The sequence below is a fragment of the Pseudomonas entomophila L48 genome (assembly GCF_000026105.1).
Taxonomy (GTDB): Bacteria; Pseudomonadota; Gammaproteobacteria; order Pseudomonadales; family Pseudomonadaceae; genus Aquipseudomonas; species Aquipseudomonas entomophila.
In genome coordinates this window covers 1344532-1360772 of record NC_008027.1, presented here as the reverse complement: position 1 = coordinate 1360772, position 16241 = coordinate 1344532, and the positions used below count along the sequence as shown (strand labels likewise).

At 63.3% G+C, this 16241-nt stretch carries 14 protein-coding genes; 8 read left to right on the top strand and 6 right to left on the bottom strand.

Annotated elements, in window-relative coordinates; translation table 11 throughout:
• Positions 1-28: 28 nt before the first annotated feature.
• The 4 genes from ccoM to PSEEN_RS06035 form a co-directional block, all read right to left on the bottom strand.
• Positions 29-145 carry a cytochrome c oxidase subunit CcoM gene (gene ccoM / locus PSEEN_RS27155; protein WP_011532604.1) on the bottom strand — a complete coding sequence of 39 codons (117 nt, stop codon included), beginning with the start codon at positions 143-145 and terminating at the stop codon, positions 29-31.
• A gap of 135 nt (positions 146-280) precedes the next feature.
• Positions 281-442, bottom strand: coding sequence for a hypothetical protein (locus PSEEN_RS26835; protein WP_011532603.1), 162 nt, complete (start codon positions 440-442; stop codon positions 281-283).
• A 70-nt stretch (positions 443-512) separates the two neighbouring features.
• The gene (locus tag PSEEN_RS06040) at positions 513-839 is read right to left on the bottom strand and encodes a hypothetical protein (RefSeq protein WP_011532602.1); all 327 of its coding nucleotides are present in this window, start codon (positions 837-839) and stop codon (positions 513-515) included.
• A 112-nt stretch (positions 840-951) separates the two neighbouring features.
• The gene (locus tag PSEEN_RS06035) at positions 952-1647 is read right to left on the bottom strand and encodes a M949_RS01915 family surface polysaccharide biosynthesis protein (RefSeq protein WP_011532601.1); all 696 of its coding nucleotides are present in this window, start codon (positions 1645-1647) and stop codon (positions 952-954) included.
• A gap of 127 nt (positions 1648-1774) precedes the next feature.
• Here PSEEN_RS06035 and rapA point away from each other — a divergent pair, with 127 nt between their 5' ends.
• Complete coding sequence (rapA, locus tag PSEEN_RS06030) at positions 1775-4621, top strand: RNA polymerase-associated protein RapA (RefSeq protein WP_011532600.1); 2847 nt, start codon at positions 1775-1777, stop codon at positions 4619-4621.
• 232 nt (positions 4622-4853) lie between these two features.
• A complete protein-coding gene (locus PSEEN_RS06025) occupies positions 4854-7118 on the top strand; it encodes a putative bifunctional diguanylate cyclase/phosphodiesterase (protein ID WP_011532599.1) in 2265 nt (754 codons plus the stop codon).
• Here PSEEN_RS06025 and PSEEN_RS06020 read toward each other — a convergent pair.
• Positions 7018-7905 carry an NAD(P)-dependent oxidoreductase gene (locus tag PSEEN_RS06020; RefSeq protein WP_011532598.1) on the bottom strand — a complete coding sequence of 296 codons (888 nt, stop codon included), beginning with the start codon at positions 7903-7905 and terminating at the stop codon, positions 7018-7020. The genes PSEEN_RS06025 and PSEEN_RS06020 overlap by 101 nt on opposite strands.
• 192 nt (positions 7906-8097) lie before the next feature.
• Here PSEEN_RS06020 and PSEEN_RS06015 point away from each other — a divergent pair, with 192 nt between their 5' ends.
• Positions 8098-10281, top strand: coding sequence for a hypothetical protein (locus PSEEN_RS06015; protein WP_011532597.1), 2184 nt, complete (start codon positions 8098-8100; stop codon positions 10279-10281).
• 251 nt (positions 10282-10532) lie between these two features.
• On the opposite strand, the gene PSEEN_RS06010 is transcribed toward PSEEN_RS06015, so the two are convergent.
• The gene (locus tag PSEEN_RS06010; RefSeq protein ID WP_011532596.1) at positions 10533-10838 is read right to left on the bottom strand and encodes a DUF2288 domain-containing protein; all 306 of its coding nucleotides are present in this window, start codon (positions 10836-10838) and stop codon (positions 10533-10535) included.
• A 360-nt stretch (positions 10839-11198) separates the two neighbouring features.
• On the opposite strand from PSEEN_RS06010, the gene PSEEN_RS06005 reads away from it, so the two are divergent.
• From PSEEN_RS06005 to PSEEN_RS05985, 5 genes are all read left to right on the top strand, one after another.
• Complete coding sequence (locus PSEEN_RS06005) at positions 11199-12314, top strand: branched-chain amino acid ABC transporter substrate-binding protein (protein WP_011532595.1); 1116 nt, start codon at positions 11199-11201, stop codon at positions 12312-12314.
• 238 nt (positions 12315-12552) lie between these two features.
• Positions 12553-13476: a high-affinity branched-chain amino acid ABC transporter permease LivH gene (gene livH, locus PSEEN_RS06000; protein WP_011532594.1), complete on the top strand. Its 924-nt coding sequence runs from the start codon at positions 12553-12555 to the stop codon at positions 13474-13476.
• A complete protein-coding gene (locus tag PSEEN_RS05995; RefSeq protein ID WP_011532593.1) occupies positions 13473-14729 on the top strand; it encodes a high-affinity branched-chain amino acid ABC transporter permease LivM in 1257 nt (418 codons plus the stop codon). The genes livH and PSEEN_RS05995 overlap by 4 nt, the downstream gene beginning before the upstream one ends.
• The gene (gene livG / locus PSEEN_RS05990; protein WP_011532592.1) at positions 14726-15493 is read left to right on the top strand and encodes a high-affinity branched-chain amino acid ABC transporter ATP-binding protein LivG; all 768 of its coding nucleotides are present in this window, start codon (positions 14726-14728) and stop codon (positions 15491-15493) included. The genes PSEEN_RS05995 and livG overlap by 4 nt, the downstream gene beginning before the upstream one ends.
• A complete protein-coding gene (locus PSEEN_RS05985; RefSeq protein WP_011532591.1) occupies positions 15494-16195 on the top strand; it encodes an ABC transporter ATP-binding protein in 702 nt (233 codons plus the stop codon). It abuts the gene before it with no gap.
• Positions 16196-16241: the final 46 nt, after the last annotated feature.

The following is a 16241-nucleotide window of genomic DNA, read 5'->3' as shown; positions in this document are numbered from 1 at the left end:
GCCTTGCGTGCTCGTGAATCGGGAAGGATCAGCGCTGCTTGCGCTTGTTCGAATCCTTCCAGATGAAAATTCCCAGACCGGCGAAGAACGCCAACATCAGCCCGACCGTTACCACACCGGCGATAACCACGTTGTCGAAGAACATGTCGGCCCCTCCCTTGGTGTGCCGTCATCCGATGGGTGCAAGGTAACCAATGGCAGGAGGGGGGAAATTGACCGGGGTCAATGGTGCCCGGGACCGGGCACGGGAGGCGGGTGCAGGGTTGACCTGCATCAAGTTTCAGCGCTTCTTGGGCTTGCCCTTGGGCTTTTTCTTCTTCTGCGCAGCCAGCGGCATGGCCTGTTCGAAGGCCTGGCGCATGTCGTTCAGGCGCTTGTCGTTGAGGTCGTGGATGCGTTTGGCGCGTTCGGCGCCGAAGTCGATCAGGTTGTCTTGGCTCATGGCGGGCTCGACGGACAGCAGAGGCCTCAATGATGCAGGTAGATCGCGCTGCTGGCTAGGCGTGGACGCTTCAGACCTCGATATCCACCAGCAAACCCTGGCGTGTGCGTTCGCCCATGGGGGCCACCGGCACGGTGTTGTCGGCGTTGAGTTCGTCGCCCGGCACGGCTTCGAAGCGCTCCGCCTCGCCCTTCCTGCGCCGTTGCTGCTGGCGGCGCTGTTCCTCGCGCAACAACAGCGCCTGCTCTTCGGGGTCGCGGTGCTGCTTGAGGTCGACGGTGCCGTCGCTGGAGGACGGCTGCGCAGGCACCACCGGCGGAATGTCCGGCGTCGGCTTGACCGGGTCGAGTTGCGACGTGACGGGCGCGGCGCTGAGCGGGATGATCGGTGGCAGCATGGCAGGGTCTCCTATGGCCACTGTGTCGGCCGGTGCTCAGCCGCCTTGAATGCGTGCGGGCCAGGCTGTGCGGCGCGTCACAGCGCCGCACCTGGGCAAGTATAGCCCGCGCTTACTCGGTATCGTCTTCCGGGTCGTCGTCGGCTGGCGCGGAGGTCTCGCTCCAAGGCCGCTTGTAGACCTGCTGCCAGACTGCGTCCATATGCTCGCGCAAGACCTGCGGGGCACTCTTGAGCGAGGCGCTGTCCTCGCGTTCGCCACCGAAGGCGTCTTCACCGGGAGGGCTGATCAGCGATTGCCCCGTGATGGTGTAGGCCGCCTGGCCCTCACGCATCTCGATGGCGATGTCGTGGGGGTCGATGCCGCCACCGCAGAAGGAGTGGCTGGCCACGGTCACTTCGGCCACGCCGTCCTTGTTCAGGTCGGTGACGTCACTGACGTCGTTGTAGAAGTCGACATCCAGGTCCAGGCCGGCACAGGTGGTTTCCTGCTCGATCTGCCAACGCGGCTTGAAGGCATCAGACGAAGCGTTGCGCCCATAAAGAGTGGCCTTGAGCACCACCTTGTCGACCTCTTCCTCGGTGTCGGGGTCGGTGGCCTGGCCGTCGACCCGGCTCAGCACCAGCAGGCCCTCGCCCTCGCGGTCGTGGAAGTGCACGCTCTTGATCGGCGTCTGCACGCCCAGCACTTCGAGTTGCTCGACCGGAATCGGCGGCAGCACTTCGAAACTTTTCTGTTCACAGGCGGCCAGCAGCGCAAGGCTGCCCAGGCCCAAGGTGACGTTCAACCAGCGGTGCTTGGCAACCATGTTGGCGCGTGGCCCTCGTGACGGGACGGTATTCGTCGATGAAAGCGCTAGACTCTTCACATTCATTGGTCTGGCGAAGCCGATCCGTTAACATAGCCGGCTTTTTCATCGCGGGAGTTTTGGCAGTATGGCGCAGCAGTATCAACCGGGGCAACGCTGGATCAGCGACAGCGAAGCCGAGCTCGGTCTTGGGACCATCCTGGCGCAGGATGGCCGCCTTCTGACCGTGCTCTACCCGGCCACGGGCGACACCCGCCAGTACTCGCTACGCAATGCGCCGCTGACCCGCGTGCGCTTCTCGCCTGGCGACCAGATCACCCACTTCGAGGGCTGGAAGCTGACCGTGCGCGAGGTCGAGGACGTCGATGGCCTGCTGGTCTACCACGGCATCGACGGGCAGAACCAGCCACACACGTTGCCCGAGACGCAGCTGTCGAACTTCATCCAGTTCCGCCTGGCCAGCGACCGCCTGTTCGCCGGGCAGATCGACCCGCTGTCGTGGTTCTCGCTGCGCTACAACACCTTGCAACACAACAGCAAGCAGATGCTCTCTTCGCTGTGGGGCCTCGGTGGCGTGCGTGCGCAACCCATCGCCCACCAGTTGCACATCGCCCGTGAAGTCGCCGACCGCATCGCCCCGCGCGTGTTGCTGGCAGACGAAGTGGGTCTGGGCAAGACCATCGAAGCCGGCCTGGTGATCCACCGCCAGCTGCTGTCCGGCCGTGCCAGCCGCGTGCTGATCCTGGTGCCCGAGAACCTCCAGCACCAGTGGCTGGTGGAGATGCGCCGACGCTTCAACCTGCAGGTGGCGCTGTTCGACGCCGAGCGCTTCATCGAAAGCGACGCCAGCAACCCGTTCGAGGATGCCCAGCTGGCGCTGGTGGCCCTGGAGTGGCTGGTCGACGACGAAAAGGCCCAGGACGCGCTGTTCGCCGCCGGCTGGGACCTGATGGTGGTCGACGAGGCCCACCACCTGGTCTGGCACGAAGAACAGGCCAGCCCCGAGTACGCACTGGTCGAGCAACTGGCCCAGGTCATCCCGGGCGTGCTGCTGCTCACCGCGACGCCTGAACAGCTCGGTCAGGACAGCCACTTCGCCCGCCTGCGCCTGCTCGACCCCAACCGTTTCCACGACCTGGCCGCATTCCGCGCCGAAAGCGAAAACTATCGCCCGGTGGCCGAAGCGGTACAGGAACTGCTCGACGAAGGCCGCCTGTCGGCCAAGGCCCACGCGACCATCCAAGGCTTCCTTGGCGCCGAAGGCGAAGCGCTGCTGGCCGCGGTCAGCGATGGCGACAGCCAGGCCAGCGCGCGCCTGATCCGCGAGCTGCTCGACCGCCACGGCACCGGCCGCGTGTTGTTCCGCAACACCCGGGCGGCAATCCAGGGCTTCCCCGAGCGCCAGCTGCACCCCTACCCGCTGGCCAACCCCGAGCAATACGCCGAACTGCCGTCGGGCGAGCGCGCCGAGCTGTACCCAGAGGTCGCTTTCCAGGCCCAGGGCGAGACCAGCGACGAAGAACGCTGGTGGCGCTTCGACCCACGGGTCGACTGGCTGATCGACACCCTGAAGATGCTCAAGCGCACCAAGGTGCTGGTGATCTGCGCCCACGCCGAGACCGCCATGGACCTGGAAGACGCCCTGCGCGTGCGCTCCGGTATTCCAGCCACCGTGTTCCACGAAGGCATGAGCATCCTCGAGCGCGACCGCGCCGCCGCCTACTTCGCCGACGAAGAGTTCGGCGCCCAGGTACTGATCTGCTCCGAAATCGGCAGTGAAGGCCGCAACTTCCAGTTCGCCCATCACCTGGTGATGTTCGACCTGCCGGCCCACCCGGATTTGCTCGAACAGCGCATCGGCCGTCTCGACCGGATCGGCCAGAAACATACGATCCAGCTGCACATCCCGTACCTGCAGAACAGCCCGCAGGAACGCCTGTTTCAGTGGTACCACGAAGGCCTCAACGCCTTCCTCAACACCTGCCCGACCGGCAACGCCCTGCAGCACCAGTTCGGCCCGCGTCTGCTGCCGCTGCTCGCCGAAGGTGACGAGAAAGCCTGGGGCAAGCTGGTGGCTGAAGCCCGCACAGAACGTGAAAATCTCGAAGCCGAGCTGCACAGTGGCCGCGACCGCCTGCTGGAGCTCAACTCCGGTGGCGCCGGCGAAGGTCAGGCACTGGTCGAGGCGATCCTCGAGCAGGACGACCAGTTCGCCCTGCCGATCTACATGGAAACCCTGTTCGACGCCTTCGGCATCGACAGCGAAGACCATTCCGAGAACGCCCTGGTGCTAAAGCCCAGTGAAAAGATGCTCGATGCCAGCTTCCCGCTGGGTGACGACGAAGGTGTGACCATCACCTACGACCGTGGCCAGGCGCTATCGCGCGAAGACATGCAATTCCTCACCTGGGAACACCCGATGGTTCAGGGCGGCATGGACCTGGTGCTGTCCGGCTCGATGGGCAACACCGCGGTCGCGCTGATCAAGAACAAGGCACTCAAGCCCGGCACCGTGCTGCTCGAGTTGCTATATGTCAGCGAGGTGGTAGCGCCGCGCAGCCTGCAGCTGGGCCGCTACCTGCCACCGGCGGCGCTGCGTTGCCTGCTCGATGCCAACGGCAACGACCTGGCGGCACGCGTGGCCTTCGAAACGCTCAACGACCAGCTCGAGAGCGTGCCACGGGCCAGTTCCAACAAGTTCGTCCAGGCCCAGCGCGATGTGCTGGCCAAGCGCATCGCCGCAGGCGAGGCCAAGGTCCTGCCAACGCACGAGGAGCGCGTCGCCCAGGCCCAGCAACGCCTGGCGGCCGAGGCGGATGAAGAGTTGGCGCGCCTGACCGCGCTCAAGGCGGTCAACCCCACCGTGCGCGACAGCGAAATCGACGCCCTGCGCAAGCAGCGCGAGGATGGCATGGCGGCGCTGGAGAAAGCCGCACTGCGCCTGGAAGCCATCCGGGTGCTGGTGGCGGGCTGACGCCCGTTCGCCGGCAAGCCGGCTCCTACAAACGCCTGTAGGAGCCGGCTTGCCGGCGAACCACTCACAAAACACTCGTTTAGACCGCTGCGCTATTAGCCTCATATCCAAACGATAGAGATCAAAGTGCCATTAATCAGGAAGGCTTAAGCACCCCTTCCTATACTCCTGCAGGAACAGTGTCCATCCGCGCTCAGTGGGGACAAAGGCTCACTCGACGAAGAGGCCTGCAATGGAGTGGCTGGGACTGCGATTGTTCGCCGAGCTACCGGCGACCGGACAAATCATCCTCGACTGCCGACACAACCCCTTCCTAGTGCTGCTCGCCTTCACCGTGGCCAGTGCCGCCTGCTTCGCCACCCTGGACATGGCCGAACGCCAGAGCCATAGCGAGGACCCCACGGCGCGCCGACAATGGCGGGTGCTAGGTGCCTGCTGCCTGGCCGGTGGCATCTGGGCCATGCATTTCATCAGCATGCTGGCCTTTCAGGCCCCGCTGGAACTCCACTATGACGCTCCCCTGACCGCCCTGTCCTTGCTGATCGCCCTGATTGCCGCCTGGCTGGCGATGAACAGCCTCGACCGCAGCGAGATGCGTCTTAGCCATTACCTGCAGGCCACGCTGTTCATCGGCCTGGGCATCAGCACCATGCACTACGTTGGCATGGCCGCGTTGCAGACCAGCGCCCATCAGTACTACCAGACCGGGCTGCTGCTGGCCTCTGTCGGCATCGCCATGGCTACAAGTCTCGTGGCGCTGTTGATGGCCCGTTACTTCCGCCAGGGCAGCGGCACCCTGCACCTGTTGATGAAACATGGCGCCAGCGTGCTGATGGCGGGCGGTATCGTGCTCACCCATTTCACCGGCATGGCCGCGATGACCCTGGTGATACCCGGTGAAACCGCCCTGCGCCTGCCCGCCACCGACAACAGCCTGCAACTGGCATTGACCATTGCCGTCATTACCCTGCTGATCAGCGGCAGCAGCATCAGCGCCGCGCTGGCCGACAAGAAACTGCAAAGCAAGGAGCACGACCTGCGTCGGGTCAACCTGCTGCTCAGCCAGCTCGACCAGGCCCGGGTGTCCCTGCAACAGGCCGCTCACTTCGACGCCCTGACCGGCCTGGTCAACCGTCGCGGCTTCAACCAGGTGTTCGCCGAGCGCCTGGCCGAGCAAAGCGCCAACGACGGCATGCTGGCGGTGATGTTCCTCGACATCGACCACTTCAAGCGCATCAACGACAGCCTCGGGCATGTCGCCGGTGACGAACTGCTCAAGGTCATCGCCGGGCATATCAAGGCGGCAACCCGCGGCAACGACCTGGTGTCGCGCTTCGGTGGCGACGAGTTCTGCATCGTCACCAGCCTGAACAACCGCGACGAGGCGCGCCACCTCGCGCAGCGCATCATGCAGCGGATGAAGGAGCCGATCGACCTGACCGGACGACGCATGGTGATGACCACCAGCATCGGTATCAGTATCTTCCCCGACGACGGCCACAGCACCGAAGAGCTGTTGAAGAATGCCGACCTGGCGCTCTATCAGTCCAAGGGCTGCGGGCGTAACAGCCTGCATTTCTTCAGCAGCGGCCTGAAGACCCGCGCCACCCTGGAGCTGCAACTGGAAGAAGAACTGCGCCTGGCCTTGTTCGAGGAGCGTGGGCTGTGCGTGTACTACCAGCCGATCTTCGACCTGCACAGCCGGCGGGTCAGCAAGCTCGAAGCGTTGGTGCGCTGGCAGCACCCACAACATGGGCTGCTCAGCCCTGATCGGTTCATCCCCATCGCCGAGGCCAACGGCCTGATCGCCGAGCTCGACTTGTGGGTGCTGCGCCGCGCCTGTGAAGACCTGGCCCAGCTCAACCGGCATGGCTATGGCCACCTCAAGGTCACGGTCAACTGCTCGGCCCTGACCCTGGGCCGTGAGGAGCTGGCCACGGAAGTGGAGATGGCGCTGTTCCAGGCGGGCCTGGCCGCGCGCCAGCTGGAGCTGGAAGTCACCGAGAACGCCCTGATGGGCGACATCCACCACACCATCGAGCTGCTCAAGCGCATCCGCGCCCAGGGCGTGGCCCTGTCGATCGACGATTTCGGCACAGGCTATTCGTCCCTGGCCTACCTCAAGCGCCTGCCGCTGGACGTGCTGAAGATCGACCGCTCATTCATCCAGGAAGTGCCCGGTAACCAGAAGGACCGGGAAATCGTCCAGGCGATCATCATCATGGCCCACACCCTGCACCTGAAGGTGGTCACCGAAGGCGTGGAGACGCCCGAGCAACAGGCGTTCCTCGCCGCCCACGGCTGCGATTGCCTGCAAGGTTACCTGCTCAGCCGCCCGTTGCCGCCAAGCGAACTGCGGCCGGTGCTCGAACGGCTCGACCGCCAGCACGACACGCTCAGCCCTTGCTGCGATAGAGCGCTACCAGGGTCGCCGGATCTTTTTGCAGGTAGCCCTGGCTACCGTGCAGACGCATCAATTGCGCGGCGAGGCCACTGAGCGGCGTTGCCGAGCCCTGCTCGCGGGAGAATTTCACCGCGGTGTCGAGGTCCTTGAGCAGGGTGCGCACATGCCACTTGACCGGTTCGAAACGGCTCTCGGCCATTTGCGGGGCAAGGATTTGCAAGGGTTTCGAGTCAGCGAAACCGCCGGCCAATGCCTCGGCGATCAAGCTGGCGTCCACCCCTGACTGCTCGGCGAGAGCCACCACCTCGGCGATCACCAGCGCATTGCAGGCGACGATCATCTGGTTGCAGGCCTTGGTCACCTGCCCCGCGCCGACACCGCCCATGTGCGTCACCCGCTGACCAAGGGTGAGGAGTACCGGGCGCGCCCGCTCCAGGTCCGCGGCCTCGCCACCGACCATGATCGCCAGGGTACCGGCCTCGGCGCCCGGGGTGCCGCCCGACACCGGCGCATCGAGCCAGGCCATGCCACGCAGCGCCGCCAGTTCGGCGGCCATTTCACGGGTGGCGGTGGGCTCCAGGCTGGAGAAGTCCACCAGCAACTGGCCGCTGCGCCCACCACTGGCGATGCCCCCCTCGCCGAATACCACCTCGCGCACCACCGCCGTGTCGGCCAGGCACAGCAACACCATGTCCGCCCCATTGCACAGATCCTCAGGGCTCGCGGCCAGACGCGCCCCTGCGGCAACCAGTTCGGCGCACTTGTCCGGGCTGCGGTTCCACACGGTCAGCGGATAACCCGCCGCCAGCAGCCGACGGCACATCGGCAAGCCCATCAGGCCGATCCCGGCGAACCCCAGCGAAGGCAAAGCAGTATTCATGAACGACTCCAGATTAAAGAAGCGTGACAAACGGACGATGCAATGCGGGTGCGAGGAGAAAACCTTAGAACGCCTAGGGAAAACCCCTATCGCACAAGAAAAAGACGCACTGATAAAGTCGCGAAATTTCTCCGTGATGGCTAGATGACATATTCCAACGGGGAACCCACCACTCCAGGCAAATGGCGCACTATGACCTCTACGAACACTTCTGCCAATGCGGTCCCTGAGTCGTCGCTCACTCCCACGTCACTGACTGCCAGTGGTGCTCGAGATCTTCCTGCCAGCCGCAGTCTGCCGGCGCAGCAGTACCTGTACTTCACCGAACAGGACATCCAGCGCATCCTCGACAACCTCGACGGCCTGCGCGACCTGGTGTTCCCGCAGAACCTGCACGTCGAGAACGAAGACCAGCTGCGCCTGGAGCAGCAGTTCCCCTCGGTGTGCCTGATCGGCCTGGGCCGCTGCGGTTCGAACATCGCCCTGGACGTGGCGGAGCTGGTGTACAACGCCCGCACGTTCTTCCTCAACGAGTTCAACAACGAGGACCGAAACAAGGGCGAAACCGGCTACAGCCCGGCGCGCTGGATCCGCCAGAACCTGCGCCTGGTGCAGAACAAGGGCACCAAACCAGTATTCCTGGTAGAGCCCCTGGTCATGCTCGGCGACCTGGACAAGGACATCGCCGGGCGCATCCGTTTCTCGCGCAAGGGCGAGCGCGGCGGTTTCCTGCGCGACTACAGCAAGATGAAGATCATGGACCTGTCCGAGGTGCATGCCGGCGGCGCCGGCAACGCGCCGATCCTCGGCCAGTACCTGGCCAAGATCATCCTCAACAAGGACACCCAGCGCTTCTCCAGCGCCGACTGGAAGCTGATCCACTCATACCTGATCGACTCCTGCGGCATCAAGGCCAACCAGTCGCGCCTGTACTTCTACATCTTCAGCGCCGGCGGCGGTACCGGCTCGGGCATGGCTTCGGAATTCGGCCTGGCCCAGCAGTACTCGTACATGAACAAGACCTTCGACACCAAGCCGGCCGACGAGAACGACGGCAAGAGCGGGCACTCGTTCGTCTTCGAACCGATCTTCACCAGCGGCATCTGCGTGCTGCCGAACGCCTCCGACCACCGCAGCGAGATGTCCGAAGCCCTGCACATCAACGCTGGGCGCCTGCTGTGCAAATACCTGTCGGAGGAATGGGACTTCTCGTACAACTTCGACAATGAAGACAGCAGCGAAGCCAGCGTCATGGGCCGCATTCGCCCATGGAACGCGATGATGCTGATCTCCAACGACATCATGCGCTACGCCGAAGAGAGCGACGACGGCACGATCCAGAACATCGACGTCAACGCCATGGAGAAGCACGCCAACCAGTACATCTCCCAGCAGATCTTCAACATCCTCACCGCCCAGGCGGTGACCACCGACTACGACCAGAACTACTTCCGCCGCGCTGGCATCGACATCGGCGAGACCATCCGCCTGGACGCCAACGACCTGTTCATGAGCCTGGCCGGCCCCGTGGCCATCGCCTATGCCGAGTCGGTGGTGCCGGAGATCCCGGCCCAGGGTTCGGACAAGTTCAAGGTGTTCGAGCGCGAGCAACCGCGCCTGGATATCGACGACCTGTTCTTCCGCTCCATCGACCTGCCGCACTTCAACAAGCAGACCCAGGCCATCGAAGGCATCAGCCTGCTGCCGATCGAGTCGCGCCGTTACCGCGCCGCGCTGGAGCAGTACCAGGCCTCGGGCTACGACGCCGCGGCGCTGCACGACCTGCACTTCTTCAAGAACTGTTCGTCGGTGGTGTCGATCGTCTCGCTGCCCAAGGACTACAAGCTGTCGTACATGGACCTGAACCGGCTCAAGACCCACCTCAACAGCCTGTTCCCCAACACCACGCTCAAGCGCTACGCGCTGGTGATCGGCGCCTCGGCCAACCTGTCGCTGACCACCCTGATCGCCAAGAGCCCGTGCTTGTCGGACGACTTCCTGACCCTGATCGTGGCGTTCATCAAGCGTTGCTTCGCCCGCACCCCGTACCGCTTCGACGACACCCTGGACAACGCCATCCTCGATTTCATCACCAGCGAGCACTTCGATGAAGACAGCATCGACGACCTGCTGAACGAATTCGAGAACCCGGCGAAGATCCTCGACACCAACTGGTACGCGATCAAGCCGATGTACGAGAAGAAGTACCGCGAGCTGATCAACGACAAGAGCCGCTTCGTGTCGATCAACGACATTCGCCTGTCGCGCGAGTGCGTGAAGAAGGCGGTGAAGTACCTGCGCGAAATCTTCAGGCACCGTATCGGCAAGACCCGGGTGATCTCGCTGAATAGCCACACCGGGCGCGTGGACTACTAAGCCGCCCCACGCCTGTAGGAGCCAGCCTTGCTGGCGAACCAAGCGCCGCGGTGGCTGGCACCGGCGGCGCCGGTGTTCGCCGGCAAAGCCGGCTCCTACGCGCATCACCCGCCCACCCATTACGCATGCCGTAAACTGTTACCGCCCCGCCAAATCACCCCGCCACTGTTACTTGTTTCCACCTTACGTGAGCGTCAACGCGCACCACCGCGAGGCGCCTGCGCATTTTCACGCACTAAAAAAGCGCGTGCTTATTCCGCTTTCTTCGCCTGGATCACGATGAACGGCGAAACCACCACCGCCCAGATCTCTGGATCGCGGGTTTGCAGGTCGAGCGCCTGCTCGGCGGAAACCGGTCCGACAGTGCCATCACTACGCCACTTGGCGAAGATCTCGCTGCGATTCTCGGCCATCGCCTCGGCAACGGCGATCAGGTCGAGGCTGGGGTCGACCCAAATCAGGTCACCCTTGGCCCAGAAACGCTCCAGGGCTTTCCACTCGATGATGGCGGTCTCGCCGAGCAATTTGGCATAGAGGGTGCTTACTTGATCAGTCATGGGTTTACCTGCGCAAAGAATCGACCAACAAAAAAGGTCGGCATTTTTGCAGAAAAACCTGATTTCAAATACGTAATTTGGTCGATCCGGCCCGAGTTTGTGGGGACGGGCCGAAGATGCAGGCAAATTGATGGCGCTTTTCTGTATCTTTATGTCGACCAGGCGACACCCCTCGAGACAGACGCTTTTCGCCCGCTTTTCAAGCGCTCGGACGGCGCTCTACACTGTACCGGTACAGTTCCGGGACATGTTCCGGGGGAAGGTGGGCTTACGGCATGGCGTAGCCAGGCCGCGAATCCCGCCCGGTCTGTAGCCCTGGCCTCAGGACTATAAGAATTACAACAGAATGAGTGGAGCACTATGATCAAGATTTCCAAGCTGTTTGCCGCAATGGTTCTGGCCGGGGTTGCCAGCCATTCGTTTGCCGCCGATACCATCAAGATCGGTATCGCCGGGCCGAAGACCGGTCCCGTGACTCAATACGGCGACATGCAGTTCACCGGTGCCAAGCAAGCCATCAAGGACATCAATGCCAAGGGCGGCATCGACGGCAAGATGCTCGAAGCCAAGGAATACGACGACGCGTGCGACCCTAAACAAGCCGTGGCCGTCGCCAACAAAGTGGTCAACGATGGCGTCAAGTTCGTGATCGGCCACCTGTGCTCCAGCTCCACCCAGCCTGCGTCCGACATCTACGAAGACGAAGGCGTGATCATGATCACCCCCGCCGCCACCTCGCCGGAAATCACCGCCCGTGGCTACAAGCTGATCTTCCGCACCATCGGCCTGGACAGCGCCCAGGGCCCGGCCGCCGGCAACTACATCGCCGACCACGTCAAACCGAAAGTGGTCGCCGTCCTGCACGACAAGCAGCAGTACGGTGAAGGCATCGCCACCGCGGTCAAGCAGACCCTGGAGAAGAAAGGCACCAAGGTGGCCGTCTTCGAAGGCCTGAACGCCGGTGACAAGGACTTCTCCTCGATCATCCAGAAGCTCAAGCAGAACAACGTCGACTTCGTCTACTACGGCGGCTACCACCCAGAGCTGGGCCTGATCCTGCGCCAGGCTCAAGAGAAAGGCCTGAAAGCCAAGTTCATGGGCCCGGAAGGCGTGGGTAACGACTCCATCTCGCAGATCGCCCAGGGCGCCTCCGAAGGCCTGCTGGTCACCCTGCCGAAGTCGTTCGACGCAGATCCAGCGAACAAGGCCATCGTCGACGCCATCAAGGCCGACGGCAAAGATCCGAGCGGTCCGTTCGTGTTCCCGGCCTACTCCGCGGTCGAGCTGATCGCCGGCGGTATCAAGGCGGCCAAGTCCGAGGACACCACGAAGGTGGCCGAAGCGATCCACGCCGGCACCTTCAAGACCCCGACTGGCGACCTGTCGTACGACGCCAAGGGCGACCTGAAGGACTTCAAGTTCGTGGTCTACGAATGGCACTTCGGCAAGCCGAAGACCGAAGTTTCCCCTCAGTAACTGCGTGACTAATAGCTGACCGAGAAGCCCACTGTGCGAGCAGTGGGCTTTGTTTTACGAGGTTCTATGGACCTGATTCCCGCGATCCGGGAGCCGGTTCACCTGAAAATCTTAAAACCGTCACCCGCGGTTTCCTGGCAGTGCCCGCACAACGATCACGTGGCGAAGACCGCGAGAACAAATGGGCCTGGGCCACCCCCGCCAGAGAAATGCAAATCAGGTTTTTAGGAGCGCTGTAATGCCTGAGATCTACCACTTCCTCCAACAACTGGTTAACGGATTGACCATCGGCAGTACCTACGCCCTGATCGCCATCGGTTACACGATGGTGTACGGCATCATCGGCATGATCAACTTCGCCCACGGCGAGGTGTACATGATCGGCTCCTACGTGGCCTTCATCGCCCTCGCCGGGCTGGCCATGATGGGCATCCACTCCCTGCCGATCCTCATGACCGTGGCCTTCGTCGCCACGATCTGCGTCACCAGTGCCTACGGCTACAGCATCGAACGGGTCGCCTACCGACCGCTGCGCAACAGCAACCGGTTGATCCCGCTGATCTCCGCCATCGGCATGTCGATCTTCCTGCAGAACACCGTCCTGCTGTCACAGGACTCGAAAGACAAGTCCATCCCCAACCTGATTCCCGGCGCCTTCTCCTTCGGCCCGGGCGGCGCGGAGGAGGTACTGGTCTCGTACATGCAGATCCTGGTATTCGTGGTCACGCTGATCGCCATGACCTGCCTGACCCTGTTCATCTCCCGATCCCGCCTCGGCCGTGCCTGCCGCGCCTGCGCCGAGGACATCAAGATGGCCAACCTGCTGGGCATCAACACCAACAACATCATCGCCCTGACCTTCGTCATCGGTGCCGCGCTGGCGGCGGTGGCGGCCGTGCTGCTGAGCATGCAGTACGGGGTGATCAACCCCAACGCCGGCTTCCTGGTGGGCTTGAAAGCCTTCACCGCGGCGGTATTGGGCGGCATCGGCAGCATCCCGGGCGCCATGCTCGGCGGGCTGGTGCTGGGCGTGGCCGAAGCCTTCGGCGCCGACATCTTCGGCGACCAGTACAAGGACGTGGTGGCATTCGGTCTCTTGGTTCTCGTCCTGTTGTTCCGGCCGACCGGCATCCTGGGCCGCCCGGAGGTTGAAAAAGTATGAACAGAAATCTCAAACAGGCGTTCTTCAGCGCCTTGCTGGTCTGGGCCGTGGCCTTCCCGGTGCTGGGCCTGAAGCTCAGCATCGACGGCATCAGCCTGATCGTGCACAGCCAGGGCTCGTTCACCATCAGCATCATCGCCGCGTGCTCGGTACTGATGTTCCTGCGCGTCTTGTTCGACAAGCAGTGGAGCGCGGTGATGGGCCGCCGCTCGGAGCGCAAGCTGGTACCGCCTTCGGTAACCAACTTCCTCACCCTGCCGAAGACCCAGCGCTGGGTCATCATCGGGCTGATCGTCGCGGCGCTGATCTGGCCGTTCTTCGGCTCGCGCGGCGCGGTCGACATCGCCACCCTGATCCTGATCTACGTGTTGCTGGGCCTGGGCCTGAACATCGTGGTCGGCCTGGCGGGCCTGCTCGACCTGGGTTACGTGGGCTTCTATGCCGTCGGCGCCTACAGCTACGCCATGCTCTCCCACTACCTGGGCTGGAGCTTCTGGGTGTGCCTGCCGATCGCCGGCCTGATGGCCGCCACCTTCGGTTTCCTGCTCGGTTTCCCGGTGCTGCGCCTGCGCGGCGACTACCTGGCGATCGTCACGCTGGGCTTCGGCGAAATCATTCGCCTGTTCCTGCGCAACCTCACCGACTGGACCGGCGGCCCCAACGGCATCAGCAACATCCCCAAGCCGGAGTTCTTCGGCCTGACCTTCGAACGCCGCGCCGCCGAAGGCATGCAGACCTTCCACGAGTTCTTCGGGCTGGAATACAACTCGATCAACAAGGTGATCTTCCTCTACCTGGTGGCCCTGCTGCTGGCGTTGCTGGCCCTGTTCGTCATCAACCGCCTGCTGCGCATGCCGATCGGCCGGGCCTGGGAAGCACTGCGTGAAGACGAGATCGCCTGCCGTGCGCTGGGCCTGAACCCCACCGTGATCAAGCTCTCGGCGTTCACCCTGGGCGCCTGCTTCGCCGGCTTCGCCGGCAGCTTCTTCGCCGCCCGCCAAGGGTTGGTGACACCGGAGTCGTTCACCTTCATCGAATCGGCGATCATCCTCGCCATCGTCGTGCTGGGCGGCATGGGTTCGCAGTTGGGCGTGATTCTCGCGGCCATCGTGATGATCCTGCTACCGGAGATGATGCGTGAGTTCAGCGAATACCGGATGCTGATGTTCGGTGCGCTGATGGTGTTGATGATGATCTGGCGTCCGCAAGGCCTGCTGCCTATGCAACGTCCGCACATGGAGCTGCCTCGATGAGCCGCGAAATTCTGCAAGTCAGCGGCCTGAGCATGCGCTTCGGCGGCTTGTTGGCGGTCAACGGCGTGGGCCTGACCGTCAAGGAGAAACAGGTGGTCGCGCTGATCGGCCCGAACGGTGCCGGCAAGACCACCGTGTTCAACTGCCTCACCGGCTTCTACAAGCCCAGCGGCGGCACCATCCTGCTTGACGGCCAGCCGATCCAGGGCCTGGCCGGCCATCAGATCGCTCGCAAGGGCGTGGTGCGGACCTTCCAGAACGTGCGCCTGTTCAAGGAAATGACCGCGCTGGAAAACCTGCTGATTGCCCAGCACCGCCACCTCAACACCAACTTCTTCGCCGGCCTGTTCAAGACCCCGAGCTTCCGCCGCAGCGAGAAGGAGGCCATGGAGCGCGCCCAGTACTGGCTGGAGAAGGTCAACCTGACCGAGTTCGCCAACCGCACCGCTGGCACCCTCGCCTACGGCCAGCAACGGCGCCTGGAAATCGCCCGCTGCATGATGACCCAGCCACGGATCATCATGCTCGACGAACCGGCCGCCGGCCTTAACCCCAAGGAGACCGAGGACCTCAAGGCCCTCATCGCCTACCTGCGTGAATCCCACAACGTGACCGTGCTGCTGATCGAGCACGACATGAAGCTGGTGATGAGCATTTCCGACCACATCGTGGTGATCAACCAGGGCACGCCCCTGGCCGATGGCACGCCGGACGAGATCCGCGGCAACCCTGATGTGATCAAGGCCTACCTGGGGGAAGCGTAAATGCTGAAGTTCGAGAACGTTTCCACCTTCTACGGCAAGATCCAGGCGCTGCACAGCGTCAACGTGGAGATCAACCAGGGCGAGATCGTCACCCTGATCGGCGCCAACGGCGCCGGCAAGTCGACGCTGCTGATGACCCTCTGCGGCTCGCCCCAGGCGAGCAGCGGCAGCATCAAGTACCTGGGCGAGGAGCTGGTCGGCCAGTCGTCTTCGCACATCATGCGCAAGAGCATCGCGGTGGTGCCGGAAGGCCGCCGCGTGTTCTCGCGCCTGACGGTCGAGGAAAACCTGGCCATGGGCGGTTTCTTCACCGACAAAGGCGACTACCAGGAGCAGCTGGACAAGGTCCTGCAGCTGTTCCCACGCCTGAAGGAACGCTACATCCAGCGCGGCGGTACCATGTCCGGCGGCGAGCAGCAGATGCTCGCCATCGGCCGGGCACTGATGAGCAAACCCAAGCTCCTGCTGCTCGACGAGCCGTCGCTGGGCCTGGCCCCGATCATCATCCAGCAGATCTTCGACATCATCGAACAGTTGCGCCGCGATGGCGTGACGGTGTTCCTGGTGGAGCAGAACGCCAACCAGGCACTGAAGATCGCCGACCGCGCCTATGTGCTGGAAAACGGCAAGGTGGTGATGCAGGGTACCGGTGAAGCGCTATTGACCGACCCGAAGGTGCGCGACGCGTACCTCGGGGGGTAACAGATCAAAGGGCCTTCGGGCCCTTTTTTCTGCCTGTAGAACTTGA

Coding starts and splice junctions, on each gene's coding strand:
- ccoM (WP_011532604.1), bottom strand. CDS start 145: ATGTTCTTCGACAACGTGGTTATCGCCGGTGTGGTAACGGTCGGGCTG.
- PSEEN_RS26835 (WP_011532603.1), bottom strand. CDS start 442: ATGAGCCAAGACAACCTGATCGACTTCGGCGCCGAACGCGCCAAACGC.
- PSEEN_RS06040 (WP_011532602.1), bottom strand. CDS start 839: ATGCTGCCACCGATCATCCCGCTCAGCGCCGCGCCCGTCACGTCGCAA.
- PSEEN_RS06035 (WP_011532601.1), bottom strand. CDS start 1,647: ATGGTTGCCAAGCACCGCTGGTTGAACGTCACCTTGGGCCTGGGCAGC.
- rapA (WP_011532600.1), top strand. CDS start 1,775: ATGGCGCAGCAGTATCAACCGGGGCAACGCTGGATCAGCGACAGCGAA.
- PSEEN_RS06025 (WP_011532599.1), top strand. CDS start 4,854: ATGGAGTGGCTGGGACTGCGATTGTTCGCCGAGCTACCGGCGACCGGA.
- PSEEN_RS06020 (WP_011532598.1), bottom strand. CDS start 7,905: ATGAATACTGCTTTGCCTTCGCTGGGGTTCGCCGGGATCGGCCTGATG.
- PSEEN_RS06015 (WP_011532597.1), top strand. CDS start 8,098: ATGACCTCTACGAACACTTCTGCCAATGCGGTCCCTGAGTCGTCGCTC.
- PSEEN_RS06010 (WP_011532596.1), bottom strand. CDS start 10,838: ATGACTGATCAAGTAAGCACCCTCTATGCCAAATTGCTCGGCGAGACC.
- PSEEN_RS06005 (WP_011532595.1), top strand. CDS start 11,199: ATGATCAAGATTTCCAAGCTGTTTGCCGCAATGGTTCTGGCCGGGGTT.
- livH (WP_011532594.1), top strand. CDS start 12,553: ATGCCTGAGATCTACCACTTCCTCCAACAACTGGTTAACGGATTGACC.
- PSEEN_RS05995 (WP_011532593.1), top strand. CDS start 13,473: ATGAACAGAAATCTCAAACAGGCGTTCTTCAGCGCCTTGCTGGTCTGG.
- livG (WP_011532592.1), top strand. CDS start 14,726: ATGAGCCGCGAAATTCTGCAAGTCAGCGGCCTGAGCATGCGCTTCGGC.
- PSEEN_RS05985 (WP_011532591.1), top strand. CDS start 15,494: ATGCTGAAGTTCGAGAACGTTTCCACCTTCTACGGCAAGATCCAGGCG.